14 protein-coding genes and 1 pseudogene are annotated in these 19,788 nt (G+C 44.1%); 12 read left to right on the top strand and 3 right to left on the bottom strand.

Annotated elements, in window-relative coordinates:
• The first annotated feature begins 119 nt into the window (after nucleotides 1-119).
• From DOZ58_RS02145 to DOZ58_RS02155, 3 genes are all read left to right on the top strand, one after another.
• Nucleotides 120-1,826 (top strand): S8 family serine peptidase, encoded by a 1,707-nt coding sequence (locus DOZ58_RS02145; protein WP_111886792.1) that lies wholly within the window; start codon nucleotides 120-122, stop codon nucleotides 1,824-1,826.
• A 114-nt stretch (nucleotides 1,827-1,940) separates the two neighbouring features.
• Nucleotides 1,941-3,956, top strand: a complete 2,016-nt coding sequence (locus DOZ58_RS02150; RefSeq protein WP_111886793.1) for a M13-type metalloendopeptidase — start codon at nucleotides 1,941-1,943, stop codon at nucleotides 3,954-3,956.
• A gap of 177 nt (nucleotides 3,957-4,133) precedes the next feature.
• Nucleotides 4,134-4,646, top strand: a complete 513-nt coding sequence (locus DOZ58_RS02155; RefSeq protein WP_111886794.1) for a DUF2804 family protein — start codon at nucleotides 4,134-4,136, stop codon at nucleotides 4,644-4,646.
• Nucleotides 4,647-4,881: 235 nt separating this feature from the next.
• Here DOZ58_RS02155 and DOZ58_RS02160 read toward each other — a convergent pair whose 3' ends face one another.
• Entirely contained in the window at nucleotides 4,882-5,709 is an 828-nt protein-coding gene (locus tag DOZ58_RS02160) for an ATP-binding protein (protein WP_242988546.1), read from the bottom strand.
• Nucleotides 5,710-5,730: 21 nt separating this feature from the next.
• Nucleotides 5,731-7,191 (bottom strand): IS21 family transposase, encoded by a 1,461-nt coding sequence (gene istA / locus DOZ58_RS02165; RefSeq protein ID WP_242988578.1) that lies wholly within the window; start codon nucleotides 7,189-7,191, stop codon nucleotides 5,731-5,733.
• A gap of 374 nt (nucleotides 7,192-7,565) precedes the next feature.
• On the opposite strand from istA, the gene DOZ58_RS02170 reads away from it, so the two are divergent.
• Nucleotides 7,566-8,117 carry a DUF2804 domain-containing protein gene (locus DOZ58_RS02170; protein ID WP_111886796.1) on the top strand — a complete coding sequence of 184 codons (552 nt, stop codon included), beginning with the start codon at nucleotides 7,566-7,568 and terminating at the stop codon, nucleotides 8,115-8,117.
• A 297-nt stretch (nucleotides 8,118-8,414) separates the two neighbouring features.
• Here DOZ58_RS02170 and DOZ58_RS02175 read toward each other — a convergent pair whose 3' ends face one another.
• A complete protein-coding gene (locus tag DOZ58_RS02175) occupies nucleotides 8,415-9,308 on the bottom strand; it encodes a PLP-dependent cysteine synthase family protein (RefSeq protein ID WP_111889657.1) in 894 nt (297 codons plus the stop codon).
• Nucleotides 9,309-9,582: 274 nt separating this feature from the next.
• On the opposite strand from DOZ58_RS02175, the gene DOZ58_RS02180 reads away from it, so the two are divergent.
• The 8 genes and pseudogenes from DOZ58_RS02180 to DOZ58_RS02215 all read left to right on the top strand — a co-directional run bounded on the left by DOZ58_RS02180 (nucleotide 9,583) and on the right by DOZ58_RS02215 (nucleotide 19,714).
• The gene (locus DOZ58_RS02180) at nucleotides 9,583-11,466 is read left to right on the top strand and encodes an aldehyde ferredoxin oxidoreductase family protein (RefSeq protein WP_162624386.1); all 1,884 of its coding nucleotides are present in this window, start codon (nucleotides 9,583-9,585) and stop codon (nucleotides 11,464-11,466) included.
• A 19-nt stretch (nucleotides 11,467-11,485) separates the two neighbouring features.
• Entirely contained in the window at nucleotides 11,486-11,776 is a 291-nt protein-coding gene (locus tag DOZ58_RS02185) for a ubiquitin-like small modifier protein 1 (RefSeq protein WP_111886798.1), read from the top strand.
• Between the two features lie 440 nt (nucleotides 11,777-12,216).
• Nucleotides 12,217-13,631 (top strand): annotated as a pseudogene (gene ltrA, locus DOZ58_RS02190) (group II intron reverse transcriptase/maturase).
• 272 nt (nucleotides 13,632-13,903) lie between these two features.
• The gene (locus tag DOZ58_RS02195; protein WP_111886800.1) at nucleotides 13,904-14,653 is read left to right on the top strand and encodes a SagB/ThcOx family dehydrogenase; all 750 of its coding nucleotides are present in this window, start codon (nucleotides 13,904-13,906) and stop codon (nucleotides 14,651-14,653) included.
• Between the two features lie 109 nt (nucleotides 14,654-14,762).
• A complete protein-coding gene (locus DOZ58_RS02200; protein WP_111886801.1) occupies nucleotides 14,763-15,104 on the top strand; it encodes a thioredoxin family protein in 342 nt (113 codons plus the stop codon).
• 188 nt (nucleotides 15,105-15,292) lie between these two features.
• On the top strand, nucleotides 15,293-16,186 hold the full coding sequence (locus DOZ58_RS02205) for a patatin family protein (RefSeq protein ID WP_111886802.1): 894 nt from the start codon (nucleotides 15,293-15,295) through the stop codon (nucleotides 16,184-16,186).
• Between the two features lie 139 nt (nucleotides 16,187-16,325).
• Nucleotides 16,326-17,954 (top strand): diguanylate cyclase domain-containing protein, encoded by a 1,629-nt coding sequence (locus DOZ58_RS02210; protein ID WP_111886803.1) that lies wholly within the window; start codon nucleotides 16,326-16,328, stop codon nucleotides 17,952-17,954.
• A gap of 101 nt (nucleotides 17,955-18,055) precedes the next feature.
• Nucleotides 18,056-19,714, top strand: coding sequence for a C39 family peptidase (locus DOZ58_RS02215; RefSeq protein WP_111886804.1), 1,659 nt, complete (start codon nucleotides 18,056-18,058; stop codon nucleotides 19,712-19,714).
• Nucleotides 19,715-19,788 lie beyond the last annotated feature (74 nt).

Genomic DNA, 19,788 nt, shown 5'->3' on the forward strand with positions numbered 1-19,788 from the left:
ACGGACAGATTAAGGTGATGTTCGCACTACTTTCGCAAGGAATTTTGATCGCGATCGGGTTTACACGTTAATTGACAAATTCTTAAGAGAAGAAGCTTAATTTAGAAAGAAGGTATCAATTGAAATTAAAAAAGCGGATTATTATTTGGCTCATCGTGGCTATAATTCTAACCGGTTTACCAATTGGAGTGGTCGCAGCCAGTCAAGGCATTCACAGTTATAGTCAAGTCAATGATTTAGATTATGATGCTAAGATTGATGACCAAATCGTTATCATTTATCAGAATGAAGGCACGATTAAGGATCTGGGGCTGACGACGAATCAGATTGAAGCCGGCGAAAAACTAAATGATCAGGTTGATATTATCAAGGTCAAGGATGGAAGTCAGGCTGATGCGCTGGTTTTAGAGCTTTTAAAGAATCCCCATGTGCTGGCTGCTCAAAAAAATGCTTACCTCAAATTAGCGAGCCTACCAAATGATCCAATGTTATCCGAAGCCTGGCAATTTGAAGCAATCGGCGCCGATAAGACCTGGGATCAGGTTAACAATAAAGAGTCAGTCGTCGTCGCGGTCCTTGATACCGGTCTTAATACCAACCACCCGGATATCATCGGCAAGTCTGTCGACGGTTATGATTATGTCATAGGACAAACGGCGACAATCGATGAGGTTGGCCATGGCACTGCGATCAGTGGCTGTATTGCGGCGATTGCCAATAATGAGATTGGCATCACCGGAGTGGCCGGCATCGCGGATATTAAAATCGCTCCATACCGGGTTGGGGGTGAAACGGTCGATGATTACGAGGTCAATCTGGGTTATGCCTGTGCCGCCCTTTATCATGCGGCCAATCGCCCCGAGGTGCGGGCGATCAATATGAGCTTTGCGGGATATGAGGTGTCGCCGGTTTTGGAGACGGCCATCGCTTATGCGGCCAGTGCGGGTAAGATTTTAGTGGCGGCTTCCGGAAATGATGGCGCCGTTCCAGAAAAAGCTGGGAAAATTACGATACCTTCTGCCTATGACGGGGTCATTTCGGTCGGTGCCACGGATCGTGACAATGTGATTGGCGATTTTTCCCAGTATAACGAAAGGGTTGATCTGTGTGCACCAGGTGTTGAGACTACGACTCTGTGGGCTCAGGATAATTATATCACGGAGTCCGGGACATCCCTTTCATGTCCCGTTGTAACGGGTGCCTGTGCGGTTCTGGTGGCAGCGGATGCAACGCTTTCGGCAGCTGAGGTCGAGGCGGTGTTAAAAGAAACAGCCATCGACCTGGGTGTAAGCGGTCGTGACGATCACTATGGTTATGGTCTGATTCAACTGGATCAAGCTCTGGCCCAGGTCATATCGAAAGATCCCGTGGTGAACACCGCCTATCGTACCCATGTTCAAAATGACGGCTGGCAGGCGCTGGTGAACAATGGTCAAATCAGCGGCACCGCGGGTGAAGCCCTGCGCTTAGAAGCCATTGAACTGAACGCCAGTGCCAGCAACTACGATATCGGTGTTCGGTATCAAACCCATGTTGAAAATCAGGGTTGGCACGATTTTGTGGAGAATGGTGAAGTAAGCGGAACCGAGGGTGAATCGCTACGTCTGGAAGCCATTAAAATTGTGTTAATCGGGGCAGATGCCGATCTTTTTGATGTTTACTATCAGGTTCATGTCCAGGATGTCGGTTGGATGGATTGGGCAAAGAATGGAGAGCCAGCCGGAACCGAAGGTTTTGGTTACCGTCTGGAAGGGATTAAGGTTCAGGTGGGAGTAAAAGGAAGTGAAGTGCCGGGGAAAGTGGAACGCCCATATCTTAAACAATAAGTTGGATTTCAGTTGAAGTTCAGTCAATCGATTAGCTGTGACCCTGGGATCTCTTGTCTTAAAAACAGTGCCATGCCTTTTCACAAAAAATAATTTTTAAAAAAAGGAGATGAAATGAAAAAAATCAAAACAACTCAAAAGATAGTCCTGTTTATGTCTATACTATTGATGGTCAGTTTAGCCGGTTGTGCGAATTCAAATGCCGGAAAAACGGTTAAACCGAGTGTGTCCGAGGACTATTATGGTGCCATTAATTATGACCTGCTAGCGGAAAAAAAGATTCCGCCAACTGAAGGATCGTGGTCCTTCTTCTATGAATTGGGTGAAAAAACATCAGTCCAGCTTCAAGAGATTGTCACCGAATTGTCAAATAGCAAAGAAACCTATCCCAAGGGCAGCAGTGAACAAAAAATAAGTGATTTGTACGACTGTGCCATCGATCTGGACAATCGTAACGCTCAGGGTCTTAAAGCCGTTACACCCTATCTGGAGCAGATTGAATCAGCCCGGAATCTGGAAGAATATCTGGATGGACTAATCGCTTTATCAACAATTGGCCAGTCCAGCTTGATTAATTATGGTTATTATCAGGATGACATGAATTCGGATACAATGATGGTTGGATTCGAGTCGATGGATGATTTAATTGGCAAAGAATACATGGAAAACGATTCAATGCAGGCGTATTGCGACGCCTATAAAGAGTATATCCAGGATATGTTAGTTCTTGGCGGTGAAGAAAAAGAGGCAGCCGGGACAAATGCCGAAGCAGTGTATGCCTTTGCCAGCACGGTGGCCGCACAGGCCTTGGCACCGGAGGAGTTTTATAACCCGGATCGCTACTATAATGTCTATAGCTATGAGCAGCTGCTGGCCCTTTACGGTAATATAAATATGCAAAAGTATCTCGAGGCTCAGGGGCTTTCTCGTGAGGATCACTACGTTGTTTTTGAAGTGGATGCAATAAAACAGATCAATGCGATGTTTACCGAAGAAAACCTGCCGGTACTGAAGGAGTATACAAAATTTGTTGTATTAAATGATCTGGCCGATTATGCACCGGTTGATTATCGGGATCTTAAGCTCAATATGGAAATGAAACTGGATGGCTCTACTGAGAAAAAAACCGACGAGCGGTTGGCCTTTGACGAGGTGGAAACGTTTCTTCAGTGGGAATTCGGAAAGATCTATGTCGAAAAGTACTTTGATGAAAAAGCCAAGCAGGATGTTAAAACCATGGTTGCAACGCTCATCGAAGAGTACAAAGAAATCATCAACAGTCAGGATTGGATGAGCCCGGAGACAAAACAAAAAGCCATTCTGAAGCTGGATACCATGGATTTAAAAATTGGTTATCCGGATCAGTGGAGTACTATCGGCGAATATCTCCAGGTGAGTGCGAAAGAAGAAGGTGGTAGTTATCTATCAAATGTGATTGAACTTCGGAAGGCGAACAGGCAATTTGACTATGATGAATATAAAAAGGGCGTCAATCGGGAGCAATGGTATATGACACCCCAGGAAGTCAATGCTTATTACAATCCGGCCAATAATGAAATCGTCTTTCCAGCGGCCATCTTGCAGGCACCATTTTTTGATGAAAATCAAAGTAATGGTAAAAATCTCGGTGGGATCGGTGCCGTCATTGCCCATGAAATCAGTCATGCTTTTGATAAAAGCGGATCTTTATATGATGAAAAGGGCAATTACAATATCTGGTGGACGGACGCAGAATATCAAAACTATGACACCTTGTCACAGAAAATCATTGATTATTACGGTAACTATACCATTTCTACCGGAGATGCTGTTGATGGCACCCTGACCCTGTCAGAAAATATTGCTGATCTGGGGGCCTTGTCCACGGTCACAGCGGTGGCCGAAAAACAGGGCGAATCGCTGGAAGATGTTTACACCAACTGGGCAACGATCTGGGCCAAACTCACGACTCAGGATCTCGAAAAGAATTATTTGCTGAGCGATGTGCATGCACCGGCATCAGTACGCGTCAATGCCGTGCTCAGTTCAATCGATGCATTTTATGACATCTATGGGATTAAAGAAGGTGATAAAATGTATGTCGCTCCAGATAAACGGGTAGCGATCTGGCAGACAAAAGCAACGAAGTAATTTTGCTCTGCACGAATAAGGCAAATCATAAAAAAAGAATCAATTTCTCGTATGGTTTTGATAATATTTCTATAAGTGAATCGTAATATAAAACTGACAAAACCAACACCAGTGGACAGCAGGTCAGGCAATTACCCTTAAGATATTGGTTTAAAATGAACCACAGGGAGGCTGTAAATGGAAAATAAAATAACAAAAAGAACGGATCTGTTGGATCGGAAAGGGCATGTAATCAAGCCCGGCTATGCTACGAAAATGCTATATAACTATAACAAAGAGAATATTAAAGCCCATCCCTTCGCACTGAAGGAATGGGACTTTTATCAAATCTATTGCGGTGATTACATTCTTAAGATGACCATTGGCAACATTTCATATATAGCTAATTTTTCGGCTGAACTTTTTAATGTGACAACAAAGGAGAGTTACTCATTTTCAAGAATGAAGCCCTTGCCGCTAAAAAGCATTGTACTGCCAAATGACCCGGAGCAGCCGAGTCTTATTCGGGTTGAAGGTAAAGACTACACCATGAGCTTTGAAGTGCAGAAGACGCATCGGCAGCTAAAGCTGACGGCCAAGGACGATAAAATTGGGGCCATTAATATCGATATTGTCCTAAACAACGACATCACTGATTATTTCACGCTAAGAGTACCGCCAGTACACGCTAATGATACTGGCAGTACTTGAGATGATACCATTGGTTCACAAAATGATACTGATTATTTCACGCTAAGAGTACCGCCAGTACACGCTAATGATACTGGCAGTACTTGAGATGATACCATTGGTTCACAAAATGATACTGATTATTTCACGCTAAGAGTACCGCCAGTACACGCTAATGATACTGGCAGTACTTGAGATGATACCATTGGTTCACAAAATGATACCGGTAATACCGGCATTCCCTAAAATGGGTTCATTAAAGGTTTAATACAAAATCACGCATATTTATACTGCCTGAGCTGACAATGTGAGCACCATGTATAATGCGATCCATAATAGAATCAGCCAGAACACCACCACCGAGACGAGCATGCCACTCCTCGATCTTATACTGCGTGCAGAAAATGGTAGCACCGTTGTCATAACGGCGTTCGACCAGTTCAAAAAGAAAATGGAGTTCATCATCAGAAAGATCAGTAATTAGCCATTCATCAAGGATCAATAAGGGATAGTTCGTATATTTTTTGAGTTCCCTGCTTTGCCCATTCGGCTGGTTCTTTGCTTCGCCGTATTCCATCAGAAGGTCGGGCAAGCGAATATACCGGGTGCGAATGCCCTGTTTACAGGCTTCTTTTCCAATGGAACAAGCCAGATACGACTTTCCCGAGCCAGTGAACCCGCAAATGATGATATTCTGATTGTTGCTGATAAAAGTACCGGTAGCAATTTCCAGAATCAGATCTTTATCAAGATGTCGTTCAGCAAAGAAAACATCCTGAATGGCGGCATTCGGAATTCTGAATCGAGCCCGTTTTATAAGGCTTGCAACACGCTTGTTGTGCTTTTCCTGATAAACATAATCAACAATCATTTTCATGCGTTCGTCAAAAGAGAGGGTGGCATAAATCGTATCTTTGGCCTGTCTGTCAATCACCTGAATCATTTCCTCAAGCTGAATTTCGCGGAGTTTGCGTCGGGTTTCGTCATTAATCATTGTCGTAACCGCCGTAGTAAGATGCCCCACGGATAAAACCGGTGGTACTCGCTGTTTCAGCTTGATGAGCGGCATCCCGGTCTTTGGCATAAAGGATATCTTCGCCAGCGGCTAATATCGGTTCGAGATGTTTGTATGTATGTATCTCGGCGAACGAAGCGTTTTGAGGGCCATTTCGCAGGCATTTTCAAGCCGTACCGCCGAATATTTTTTAGCCAGTTTCAGTACCGACTTTGACGGATTAAAAGCTCTTTCCGGGAGCCGGGTATTTTCGAAAATCAGCTGAATCACCGCCAAAGTTGAAGCACCGATGCTCTGTGCTTCTTTCATAAAACGTTCCTGATTCCATTCCGCCTGTTTAAAACTTTCAGGCAAATCTTCATCATGAGTCGACCAACCATCAATGGTATAGTATGGGAAACGATGATGACTGGCAATCCGCTCATTGTGGCAATAAATCTCAATAAATGAATCACCGACACGTAAATCGGCTTTTTTACCCGCAAACTGATAAGGACAGGAATAATGATTCTTTTCAAAAACGATATGACAATCCGAATAGATTTTATTGTTGTAAAACCAGGTAACTGGCTCATAGGGATGCACCGGTAATGGTCTCAAACAGGTGCGCTCAATGGTGTCGTGGATTTCAGTACGACTGCCTTGCCGTTTCTGGAAAGGCCGGTCATTAAACACTTTGAGAGCCGCCAGGACATCGACTCTCAAGTCGGCAAGGGTGTAGTAGACATTATTTCGAAGTTTGGCAATCACCGCCGTGGCGAGTTTACCAACGCTGCCTTCAACCGAAGCCTTTGCTTTTGGTTTTCGCACCGGGGCGGGCATAATAGCCGTGCAATAGTGATCACCCAAAGCTTCATAAGCTTCAGTGAGAATGATGTCACCTTCCCTGGGATGCGTAACAACACCCGTCTTGAGATTATCACAAACCGTGCGAACCGTTGAACCACCAAAGTATTCATACATGTGCACATGACAATTGAGCCAGGTATTTTGTTTCATATCTAAACATGGTTCAACATAGGTATACTGGCTGTAAGGCAAGGTGCCAACAAAGAGATAAACTTTTATCTCATCACCGGTCACCTGGTCAATCAGCTTTTGGGTTTTGCCACTCCAGTCAACTTCGGCGATCACACCCGGCTTATGGGTCAGATGATTGGTTAGCTTTTTACGCGCCACTTCATCGCGATAACCATTACAGAATTTCGTATAACCAACGTTGAGATGTGACGTGGCAGTGCATTGATCCCGATACTCTTGCCAGAGAATTTTGAGGGTGACGCCCACTTTGGTCAACTCATTATGAACATAGTCATAATCCGGCAGCGCATAAACGGTTTCTTCAGCATGTTTATGCGGAAAGAACAGATGATAGACTTCGTCTGAAGACCGGTCTTTGATCTCATCATAAGAAAGATGCTGTTCTTCAGCAATACGGAAAACTTCATTAACAGAAGTTTTTGACATGTGTCGGCTGCGTGCGATTGATGATTGCGAAAGCCCATTAGCACGCAATTCCATAATGAGCTTCACGGCAATTTTTCTGGACATATTTATGTCCTCCTTTATAATGTATTAAGGAATATTGGATATTTATTCCCTGATATACATTATAAGGCAGCAGTATCATTCCATGAATAGCCAGTATTGATTTGTGAATCGTCCACGGTATCAATGTGTGTGCTACCGGTATCCAATTGAATATCGTTGGTATCATTACCGTGAAATATTCATATTGATTTGTGAATCGTCCACGGTATCAATGTGTGTGCTACCGGTATCCAATTGAATATCGTTGGTATCATTACCGTGAAATATTCATATTGATTTGTGAATCGTCCACGGTATCAATGTGTGTGCTACCGGTATCCAATTGAATATCGTTGGTATCATTACCGTGAAATATTCACATCACTAATGAAAAAATGGTGATTGCGACACCCTTTGCCAAAAAGACAAAATTTTATTTAAACTGTAAAGAAAATTATTTTGGCGGAAAAGGGATCATCGCGTTTGGCCAGCGACGGGTTGAACTTAATGAGAATAGCACCGCAGTCCTTGATTGGGGCAGAGGGGTGTGGCCTTTTTCACAAGAATGGTTTTGGGGCAACGGTTCAGCCATTATTGAAGGCAACCACTTTGGATTTAATATTGGCTGGGGATTTGGTGATTTAAAAAACGCTTCGGAGAATATGTTTTTCTGGAACGGGAAAGCTTATAAACTAGGCAGACTTCATACTGAAATTGACACGACGGATTATATGAAACCCTGGAAATTTCGTGATGAAGAGGGGAAGTTTCAGTTTGTGATGACACCAATTTACGATCAGGTGACGGATACTAAAGTTGCATTTATTCAAATGTACTGTCATCAGTTATTCGGTTCTTTTGACGGAGTTGTGATGTTGCCAGACGGTAAAAAAGTTATCATAAATAATCTGTTGGCATTTTGTGAACATGCGAAAAACAGATGGTAGATAAGCAAAAAAGAAGGTGACAGAATGCTGCTGATAGTGCTTGGCTCAACTTAACGTATGGGTTTAACTATTAATTTAGAAAGTAATTTTTTTAAAGACGTTTTGTTTGTCATATTCCATGTTGTATAGTTTGAATTGACATTCAAAACGTCTCGCTATTATTGCTTGTTTTTTACCAAATTATTTAGTTCAGCAGCTTTCTTTTTAGCATCGAACCTTGCGTACACATAGAAAGCAATGGTGTGAAGCACAAGAGAAAGGATCAGCGATGCCTCATATCACCTGTCACCTAAAAAATTACAGCTTAAACAAATCAGTACTGAGATACTTTTCGCCACGGTCCGGGAAGATCACCACAATCAGACCGGAATCAATTTTTTTAGCCACTTCGGTAGCGGCATACATCGCCGCACCACTGCTCATGCCGACAAAGATGCCTTCTTTTTTGACAATTTGACGGGCAAAATCAAAGGCGATCTCCGATTCAACCATGATATGTAAGTCAATCTCATCGGGTTGATAGATGGCCGGAACAATGGCTTCTTCCATGTTTTTAAGACCCTGGATGTAATGTCCAAGCACCGGCTGGGCTTCGACAATTTTCACATCCGGATTGTGCCGGCGAAGTCCCATGCCAACGCCCATAATGGTGCCGGAGGTCCCTAAAGAGGAAACAAAGTGGGTAACCTTGCCTTGCGTCTGTTCCCAGATTTCCTCGGCTGTGGTGGAATAGTGGGCGAGTTTGTTATAGTGATTGCTGAATTGATCCGGATTAAAATAACGCTCCGGATAGGCGGCAACTAATTCCCGCACCTTACGAATTGCACCATCGGTTCCTTCGGTCGGTGAGGTCAGCGTGACGGTCGCACCAAAGGCTTGAATCATTTTACGGCGTTCAATCGAGACCGCTTCGCTCATGACGATTTCCAGTTGATAGCCCTTGACGGCAGCGATCATCGCCAAACCAATCCCGGTATTTCCACTGGTCGGTTCGATAATGATCATGTCTTTGGTTAAGACACCTTCGGCTTCAGCCTGCTCAACCATTTTAAGGGCAATCCGATCCTTAATACTGCCAGTTGGATTAAAACCTTCGAACTTCGCCAGGATTTCCACATTAGGGTTAGGATTTAAATGATTAATCCGAACCATCGGGGTATTACCGATGGTTTCTAAAATATTATTATAAATAAGTTTCTGCAATTGAGTAGTCCTTTCTATTGATAGAATCAGTGCATAACTTATTATAGTACAAAAATAAAGTGAAATACAATCATTTTCAGAACCGTTTGAGTGAAACGAATTGGACAGGAAGATCTGAGCGTGCTTAAAATTTAGTTGCACTTAAATTAGCTGATTGATTAATTTTTACTAATATGTTATGATAACGTTATCAAAAACCTGATCATAAGCGAATACGAAAATGACTTGGTTGATCATTTTTAGATTACGAGGAGGTAATGAGATGTTTCAGGGCGGTTATATGGGAAAAGTGTTGCGAGTAAACCTCACAACAAAAACAGTATCGGTTGAAGATTTGCCGGAAAAGATTGCCAAAGATTATATTGGCGGTGCCGGTTTTGGGGTGAAATACCTCTTTGATGAGGTCCCGGGTGAGGTGGATCCCCTGGGGCCCGATAACAAGCTGATTTTTGCCCCGGGTCCTTTGAGCGGGACCTCAGCACCCTGTGCCAGCCGAATGGCGGTAACGACTAAATCCCCCTTGACTGGGGCAGTGGGAATGTCATTGTCTGGGGGTTACTTTCCAGTTGAACTGAAATTTGCCGGCTACGACGTGCTAATCATTGAAGGGAAATCAGAAACCCCGGTTTATCTTCATATCAAGGACGACAAGGTGTCGATAAAAAACGCCGAAAAAATTTGGGGAATGGATACGCAGATCATTCAGACAATCATCAAGCAGGATGTGAACGATCAGAACACTCGGATTGCCTGTATTGGCCAAGCCGGAGAAAATCTATCGAAGATGGCGGCGATTATAAATGAGCGCCGGGCCTTTGGTCGTAAAGGCGTGGGTGCGGTGATGGGCTCAAAGAATCTAAAGGCCATCGCTGTAAGGGGAACTCAGGAGGTACCCATTGCCAAACCTGAAGCCTTTGCGGCGGCCCGTAAGTTCATGTTGGGGGCCATGAAAGATAGCCCGGTTTTATATCCCGAGTTTTCGAAGCTGGGGACCCCAATGGTAGTGGATCCGATTTCTGCCATGGGGATGTTTCCATCTGAAAATTTTCGGACCACCGGCGAAAAAGATTATTCGACTTCCATTGGGGTCGAAGCCAGCATAAGCCGTAACAAGGGCAACGAACATTGTTATGGTTGTCCGGTAGGTTGTACCCAGCTGAAGCTGGCCAAGGGGAAACGCTATGAAGGTGGCATGTCGGATCCTGAATACGAAACCTATTACAGCCTTGGCGGTGTGGTCGGGGTAGAAAACGTCGATAGCATTATTTACAATGATATGATATGCGACAAGTATGGCTTAGATACCATGTCAGTGGGGGTCACCATTGCCTTAGCCATGGAGCTTTTTGAGCGCGGATTACTCAGTGAGAAAGACACGCAAGGGTTTGATTTACGCTTTGGAAATCATGAGGTAGTGACTCAGTTGATTGAAGAAATTGCCTTCCGACGAGAAGGACTTGGAGAGCTGCTTTGCGATGGCTCACGGGTTATGGCACAAAAAATTGGCGGCGACGCCAGTGATTTTGCCATGCATATCAAAGGATTGGAGTTGCCAGCCTATGATCCCCGGGGTGCTAAGGCTCATGGTCTGAATTTTGCCACCAGTTATACGGGTGCCGACCATAATCGGGGTTATGCCTTTCAGGAGATATTTGGGATTCCGGTGCCTCAGGCCTATGATCGCTTTGCCGTGGTTGGCAAGGGTTGGCTGACCAAATGGAATCAGGATATCCGCTGTGCCACCACTGATTGCCCCACCATGTGTGGCTTCTTGATGGATATGGCACTGCCGGCCATTGCTGAGCAAAACACTGCTGATCTTGTCAGCAGTGCCAGCGGTCTCGTCCTGACTAAAGAAGATGTCGGCAAGGTTGGGGAGCGGGTCAATAACCTGGCTCGGGTCTATAACATTTCAGCCGGTTTTACCCGGGCGGATGATAACTTTCCCAAACGAATCATGGAAGAAGCCATCAAAGAAGGCGGCTCCAAAGGACAATTGATACCCGAAGCTGATCTGGAAATCATGCTCAACGAATATTATGATGCCAGAAACTGGAGTCAAGACGGGGTACCGACTCGAGAAAAATTAGCCGAACTTGATCTGCCTGAAGCTGTAACCCTGCTTGAAAAACGGAATATGTTATAAAAAGAATGATTGGAAAAAAATGATTGCGATACATATCACCACCATCATGGGTTTAAAAGCCCTGATGGGTGAAAAAAAAGACCAGACCATCGTGCTTTCAGATGGTGATACGGTTCGGGATGCCCTGAATCAACTTTGTAACAGCTATGGGCCAGCATTAAATAAACGACTTTTTGATGATACCGGAGCGCTTAATCCGGGGATTGCTGTTTTTGTAAATGGCTGTGTGATCCATGCCTTAGCAGGGCTTGATAGCAGCTTGAAAAATGATGATACGGTATTAATTTTTCCGCCGGTGGGCGGTGGATGAGCGAAAAAGAGGTCAGCTTGCTGATCTCTTTTTTTAGGTGCGCCCGGCATGGGCGCAATCTAACGGGTGAAAGTCCCGAGCACGGGTAGGTAGTGCCAAGTGCATAGCTTAAGGCAAGGGTGTCCCCGGCGACGGAGAATCTGAAGGAAGCCAGCGGCAAACTTCCGGTCTGACGAACAGAAATCACATCAGGCATGATCAACTGGGTAAGGTTGCCTAACAAACTGAAGCCCCAAAACTACTCGGAAGTTGATGGTGTAAATGTGGCAGATAGATGGAAGGAAAGATTGCGTTCTTACCCGGGGAGATCTCACGGACGTGTGGAAACAGAGTATGAAATACGGTTGAAATAAGATTTATCGTGAGAAGTCAGCCGAAGCCATAGTACGGAGACAATCTAGATGTCGAAGGAAGGGCTGAACCAGAGGAGGTGAAGATCAATGAAGATTACTGACGGTGATAAAATAAAACACAGAAAACTTTATAATGAAGGCGATCTGCAAAAGATATCTGCGGAACAGAAAAGATATGCAACGTGTGCGCATCACCAAAGATAATTGAAACTGAAATCACCAATACAAACGAGCAGACGGATGGAATACTGGAGAAAATTCTAACCCGGGATAATCTGAACCTGGCCTATAAGCAGGTGAAGAAAAACAAGGGTGCAGGTGGAATAGATGGCATGCAGGTAGATGAACTTCTGCCCTACCTGAAAGAAAACCGGAATGAACTCATTGAAGCCATCCGAAGTGGTAAATACAAACCACAACCCGTCAGACGGGTAGAAATACCAAAAGAAAACGGGAAGACACGAAAATTGGGAATCCCAACCGTTGTGGATCGATTGATTCAACAGGCGATCGCTCAGGTGTTAACGCCGATATTCGAACAACAATTCTCAGACAACAGTTACGGATTCAGACCCAAACGCAGCGCTCAGGGTGCCCTGAAACAATGCCAGCAAAATATTACCGACGGATATAAATACGTCGTCGATATGGATCTGGAAAGGTACTTTGATACCGTCAATCACAGTCGACTGATTCAGATTCTGTCTGAAACCATCAAAGATGGTCGGGTCATCTCCCTGATCCACAAATTTCTGAACGCAGGCGTTATGTCAGGTGGCGTGTTCGAGCGTAATGAGGAAGGCGTGCCGCAGGGCGGTCCACTCAGCCCAATTCTTGGAAATATCATGCTCAATGAATGCGATAAAGAACTGGAACGCCGGGGTCACCATTTTGTCCGGTATGCTGATGATCTGATGATTTTCTGCAAGAGCCGGAGAGCGGCCGAACGAACCCTTAAGAACATCGCCCCGTTTATCGAAGAGAAACTGTTTCTTCGTATTAATCGGGAGAAAACGAAAGTGTCCAACGTCGCAAAAGTGAAATTCCTCGGATATGGATTCTATATCTACCAGGAACAGGGAAGGTTGCGAGTTCACCCCCAGAGTATCGATAAGCTGAAGGATAAAATCCGACAGATTACCGGACGCAGTAATGGGATGGGAATTCAGAGACGAAAAGAAAGAATGCTGCAAATCGTGCGGGGCTGGGTCAATTATTTCAAGCTGGCGGATATGAAAAATATATTGAAACCGCTGGACAAGTGGATGAGAAGCCGAATCCGGATGGTGATCTGGAAACGCTGGAAGAAAGTAAAAACGCGCTTTACCAATCTCAAAAAGTTGGGACTGGATGAAAAACGGGCGTGGATGTGGGCAAACACAAGAAAAGGCTATTGGCGAACCGCCCATAGCCCAATCTTAATGAGAACCCTGTCTAATGATCGACTCAAGCGGGCAGGATATCCCAATTTTTATGATTATTATCTGCAAGTAACCGTGTAAACTCTGGAACCGCCGTATACCGAACGGTACGTACGGTTGTGTGGGAGGTCGGCTGATCAATTAATGGTCAGCCTCCTACCCGATTTAGTACATGATTAGAACCTCAGCAAAGCAATAACACTTTCTCAGAAGCGCGTTTTTTAACTGAGAAATCATAACAATCACGATAAGATTTTTATCTTATTGCTGCTTAAATTATTCTTATCGGGTAAAATAATAGAAAGTGAAATCAGAAAAATGGTTATTCATGAGACAATGAAAGGCAGAAAACGATGAAAAATGAAAATATTAAAACCTTAAAGGACTTCTTGAAAGACGATATTCGACAGGAAACTGATTTTAAAAGGACCGATCAGAACATGGGCGTCCCAGCCCCGCCGATTGAAAAACCATGTCCATCGGATGCAAAGAAAATACCTTTAATTGAGCCTGAAGCGGTTAAGATCGGTGAAGTGTCTTTAAAGACAGCCATTTTACGCCGAGAATCACGGCGTAGATTTAGCAATGAAGCCTTGTCCATTGACGAATTGTCATTTCTTCTCTGGGCCACCCAGGGAGTTCGCAAGTGGCAACAGAAAAATGCTCTGAGAACCGTTCCCTCAGCGGGAAATCGTCATGCCCTGGAAACCTATCTGGCGGTATTCAATGTGGACGGCCTGGAAACGGGAATCTATCGGTACTTGCCGTCCCAGCACCAATTAGTTCTAGAATCATCACCGGATCATCTCAAAGAAAGGATGACAGAGGCGGCATTAAATCAAAAATTTGCCGGATCAAGTGCCGTTACCTTTATCTGGACAACCATTTCCTATCGGATGGAATGGCGCTATGCTGAGGCCTCATACAAGGTAATAGCTTTGGATGCCGGACATATCTGTCAAAACCTCTATCTCGCCTGCGAAGCCATTGGTGCCGGAACCTGTGCCATCGCAGCTTATGATCAGCAAGCTGCCGATCGCCTCCTTAGTATAGATGGCGAAGATGAGTTCGTCGTTTATATGGCACCAGTTGGGAAAGTTTGATGATGGTATACAAGATCCGCTTCTTATGCAGTTTTGGTCTCCTTCTAGCATCGACGATATGTTATAATTAATGAGTAATATTTTTGAGATTGAGATTGTGGGGGAATAAATGGAACAGGTAAATACAGTAATAGAAATGAATCAACTGATTAAGACAAATGACATGTTGCTGGCATATTTTGGCAGTAACACTTGTGGCGTGTGTCGTGACCTGCAGCCAAAAATTAATGCGATGATTGATCGCTATCCAAACATTCGGGCGGTTAAGGTTGATGTGCAAAACTTGTCAGAATTATCGGCTAGTTTTCACATCTTTTCAGCTCCGGTTGTGATGCTGTTCATTCAAGGTAAAGAAACAGTAAGAGAAGCTGGTATTATTAGTCTGAACAGTCTCGAAGAAAAAATCTCCAGATACTATCAGCTTTTTTATTTGGAGGCGACGCAATCGTAGGATAAAAGATCGGTGACTGTTTGATAAACGATGGTTTTGTTATTAAAAAGAAGGCATCTCTTTTACCGAAGTAAACACTTTAACTAGGGTTATTAACACAACCAAATTTTGCAACTAGGATTGAAAAAACCGGGTATTTAAGTTAAACTTAACAAGTAAAGTGAATCAACGCAGAAACTGGAGACAAAATGGAAATCAGCAATAAAATAAAATGTAATATTAAAGATACCGCCCTGATCTTCGAAGGTGGGGGAATGCGTGCTAGCTATACCGCTGGATTTTTGAATAATCTATTGGAAAACCATCTTTATTTCGACTATGTTGCTGGAATATCGGCTGGCTCAAGCCATAGTGTTAATTATTTATCCCGGGATCCTGAAAGAGCTCGACGCTCTTTTGTGGAAATCGCCCAAGATCCGAATTTTGGTGGCTGGAAGTCCTTTTTAAAAGGTGATGGATTTTTCAGATCCCAATATCTTTACGAAGAAACATCTCTACCTGGCGGGGTTCTGCCGCTGGATTTTGAAACCTTTATGGAGAATCCCGCCCAATTGCGAATAGGAATGTTTGAACGCAGTTTAGGAAAAGTTATTTATTATACCAAGGATGATATTAAAGATATCAAAGATCTAATGAAAATTGTTCGGGCATCCTCTTCACTGCCTATTTTTATGCCACCAACCCATTATGACGGTCAGTCCTTTGTTGACGGCGGATTGGGTGGAGGCATTGCCCTGGATATTGCAAAACAAGACGGATATCAGAAATTCTTCGTTGTGTTAACGCGGGAAAAAGGTTATCGAAAATCCCCGATTAGGTTTAAGCGATCCATCAAAGCTTATTATCATAACTATCCCAAGGTGGCTCGGGCGATGCTGCGCCGCCATGTGATTTATAACAAGACCTTAGATGAATTGGAAGCCCTGGAGCGCAAAGGACAGGCTTTTCTGGTTTATCCGGAGACCATGCCAGTGTCAAACCGCGAGATTGACTTTGAGAAACTTTTCCAAAGCTATCAGCTCGGCTATGCACAGGGAAAACGGGATGTTCCGGAATGGAAACACTTTCTAAAAATCGACTAAAAATCTCAACGCGCTTTTATAAAATAGGAAAGCTAAGTTATTTCATTTTAAAAGAACACCAGGACTCTTGTCTTGACGATTTGATTAAGATACAATGAAATCAAGTTTATCTTTCAATTATAAATAAGGAGTTCTTACCTTGAACAATATTACAAAAGATACAAAAAAAACAATTATATATATCACCGGAGTATTTTTTGTCCTCAGTTTGGTGTATTTTTTGATCACTCTGGTAATCCAGATTAATATCGACACCGTTCAAAAAAATGAAATTATGACACAGGAAGAACAGCTGGTCGATGTGGAGAAAACCATTGTCGCTAATAAGGTCAATCGGCTGGTAACTGATCTGTTGTACGTCACCGATGCCTTGAAACTGGGTGATAACGCCCGCGGTGACTATAGCGATGTTGAAGATCACTGGTTGGCCTTTTCAAACCGCAAAATGATCTATGATCAGATTCGCTTTATTGACGTGGATGGCAATGAAGTGATTCGGGTAAATTATGCCGATACCGGTGCCACTCTCGTTGACAGTGATGATCTCCAGAACAAGGCAGACCGCTATTATTTTACCGAAACAATTAATCTGGATGATAATCAGATCTATGTCTCAAAACTGGACTTAAACATGGAAAATAATCAGATTGTGCAGCCTATTAAACCGATGATTCGCTTGGCAACACCATATTATGACACGAACGGCCAACTGGAAGGAATCGTTGTGCTGAATTATTCTGCCGTTGATATGCTAAGTCAAGTGGGAAAAATTGCTTCCACCAGTCAGGGCAATATTTTTATGCTCAATGCCGATGGGTATTGGCTTTATAACAGTGGTGATGGCAGCAAAGCCTGGTCATTTATGTATGATAATCGACAGGATGAAAGCTTTAAGAACGATTTTCCCGATGTCTGGCAGACTATTCAGACAAAAGAAAACGGTTCTCAGATTTCCGATGCAGGCGTCTTCAATTATACGAAAATTCTGACGGATGATGAACTTGCATTAGAAAGCGACCATTCCCTGGTTTTGGGATTGGGGGATTGGACCATTATTTCGTATATTTCGCCGGATACAGAGGACGGCAAGCTGTTAACAGGTAGTTTGTTTGATACCGTCCTACTGGTCTTAAAAAATAATCTCTTTGCTTATTTTATGATTTTCACACTGGCCTTGTTTTTAGGGGTGCTGTTGACCATCAGTAAGGCGAAAAATGATGAAATTAAGTACTATTCTGAATATGACACCATGACCGGGATCTATAACCGCCGAACCGGCTTCGAAAAATTAGCGCAGCTATATAAAAATACTGAGAAAAACAAAAGCGAAATTTCAGTCTGCTTTATCGACATCAATGGTCTCAAGGATGTCAATGATTATCTGGGACATGATGTTGGCGATGAACTGATCTTAACCATCACTAATGGTATCAGGAATATGATTCGGGAAAATGATTTCGTGGCCAGATTGGGTGGCGATGAGTTTCTGATTATCTTTGAAGGCTTGGATGAATCCGGGGCTGAAGCGATCTGGCAACGCATTGTGGAAGAATTTGAGCACATCAATGAGACACAAAACCGTCGCTATCAAATCAGTGCCAGCCATGGGATTGAAACCTTCAGTGGTGGCACCAATGAATACATTGACACCATTATCAACCAAGCCGATGCAAAAATGTATCGTGAGAAAAAAAGCATCAAAAAGGGTTTGAAGATTATCCGGGACTTTAAACCCGGCGCCGAAATTGAGCCAGTAATTAAGAATTAAATAAGTATGATTGACTGACCTCGTCTATTGTAATATGATAGCCAATAAGTAAAATAAATCAAAAAGTGTTGCAACATAAAAACAGGAAAGAGGATAAATCCGTGAAGAAGTGTTTCCAAAACAGTTTGATCGTATTGCTGGGACTGTGTCTGTTTGCCGGAATGCTCCCGGCCGGGATCATGGCGGTCGAAAACCCAAGTGTGAGCTATCGGACCCATGTACAGAATGATGGCTGGCAGGAATTTGTAACCGACGGAATCATGAGTGGCACCTCTGGCAGGAGTTTGCGACTGGAGGGTATTGAGGTGAAGCTGGATGCTCCGGATTATGATCTGGGCATTACCTATCAAACCCATATCCAGAACATCGGTTGGGAAGCGGATACCGACCGGGGTTGGCAAAGCAATGGTGCCATGAGCGGTACTGAAGGGTTGAGCTATCGGCTGGAAGCCATTCAAATTAATTTAACCGGGGCTGATGCTGCAGGTTTTGATGTCTATTATCAGGTTCATGCCCAGAATATGGGCTGGTTGGGCTGGGCTAAAAACGGAGAAAGCTCAGGAACCGCGGGTTACTCGTATCGGCTGGAAGGCATCCATATTGTCATTGTGCCCAAAGGCGGAAACCCGCCGACGGGAACCGTGGATCAGGATGCTCCCTTTATCGAACGAAAATCCGTGCCGGGGAATTTGATGATTCAGACAACGGGCAGTGATTTTAATGAGAATGCGATGGGGTTGGATCGCGTTGAGATTGTAGCAAATTCCGGAGATGGGGCAATTGTGCTTAAGTCCGGAAATCAATCGGGAGTATATACTTCCAACATCTTTAATGCCAACTCATTTACCAAAGCGGTGCTTTCCTGGGATACGGACACGCCCGACGGAACCCTGGTTCAAGTGGAAGCTCGGGTCTGCGAGAATGCCGTGGATGCTAATGGTCTGTCCACCGAAAACTGGTCCGACTGGCTCTCCTGGGGACGGTGGGGAACCACCATTAACCGCTCCTCCGGGGTCGGAGTAACCGATGGTCCGGTCGCCAAAATGGATGTCGATACCCTAGTGGTCAAGGACGGAAAAACGGCCAATAAAATTCAGTATCGGGTCATCCTCCATTCCGGTAACGCTGGAGTGACGCCCACGGTGCGATTAATCTCAGTGGCGTTAAGAAATGCCAATCTCGGCCAAGGAATCACCAAGATCTTTACCGATAATCCGGATTTATCAAACCTACCGATTCTCAATGTCCCCCAGTTATCGCAGATGGTTCGGGAGCCTTCAATTGCCGATTCCATTTGCAGTCCCACCAGCGTGGCGATGATCTTAAATTATTATGGAACCCCGGTTCAACCGGAAGGCGCGGCCTGGGGATCCTATGATTATGGTTATCAAGATTTCGGCAACTGGCCCTTTAATACCGCCTATGCCTCAAGCTTTGGTTATCACGCCTATGTGGACTATTCAACCATTGAGGGCTTAAAACGAGAAATCGCTGGCGGTCATCCCGCGGCGGTAGCAGTGGCCTATAAAAACAGCGCCAGTGTTAACGCAAATTTACCGGTAATCGATGGGGCACCAATTCGGTCAACCTATGGTCATCTGATTGTGGTTTGCGGTTTTACCCAGGAAAACGGTTCCGAGTATATCATCATCAATGATCCGGCCGCTTCGAGCGATGCCGGAGTTAGGGTCCGATATCGATTGGATCAGTTTGCGGCTGCCTGGGCAGAGTCCGGCAATATCACCTATATTATCCATTAGCATCAAAATATATATAAATTCCATTTAAACAAAAAAGAACCTGAAATTCAAGGTTCTTTTTTGCTTTCATATGA

The organism is Acetobacterium sp. KB-1, from assembly GCF_003260995.1.
GTDB lineage: Bacteria > Bacillota > Clostridia > Eubacteriales > Eubacteriaceae > Acetobacterium > Acetobacterium carbinolicum.

Bases quoted from the DNA above. Each gene is read 5' to 3' on its own strand.
- DOZ58_RS02155 (WP_111886794.1), top strand. From the start codon at position 4,134: ATGGAAAATAAAATAACAAAAAGAACGGATCTGTTGGATCGGAAAGGG.
- DOZ58_RS02195 (WP_111886800.1), top strand. From the start codon at position 13,904: ATGAAAAATGAAAATATTAAAACCTTAAAGGACTTCTTGAAAGACGAT.
- DOZ58_RS02200 (WP_111886801.1), top strand. From the start codon at position 14,763: ATGGAACAGGTAAATACAGTAATAGAAATGAATCAACTGATTAAGACA.
- DOZ58_RS02150 (WP_111886793.1), top strand. From the start codon at position 1,941: ATGAAAAAAATCAAAACAACTCAAAAGATAGTCCTGTTTATGTCTATA.
- istA (WP_242988578.1), bottom strand. From the start codon at position 7,191: ATGTCCAGAAAAATTGCCGTGAAGCTCATTATGGAATTGCGTGCTAAT.
- DOZ58_RS02185 (WP_111886798.1), top strand. From the start codon at position 11,486: ATGATTGCGATACATATCACCACCATCATGGGTTTAAAAGCCCTGATG.
- DOZ58_RS02160 (WP_242988546.1), bottom strand. From the start codon at position 5,709: ATGCCAAAGACCGGGATGCCGCTCATCAAGCTGAAACAGCGAGTACCA.
- DOZ58_RS02180 (WP_162624386.1), top strand. From the start codon at position 9,583: ATGTTTCAGGGCGGTTATATGGGAAAAGTGTTGCGAGTAAACCTCACA.
- DOZ58_RS02205 (WP_111886802.1), top strand. From the start codon at position 15,293: ATGGAAATCAGCAATAAAATAAAATGTAATATTAAAGATACCGCCCTG.
- DOZ58_RS02170 (WP_111886796.1), top strand. From the start codon at position 7,566: ATGGTGATTGCGACACCCTTTGCCAAAAAGACAAAATTTTATTTAAAC.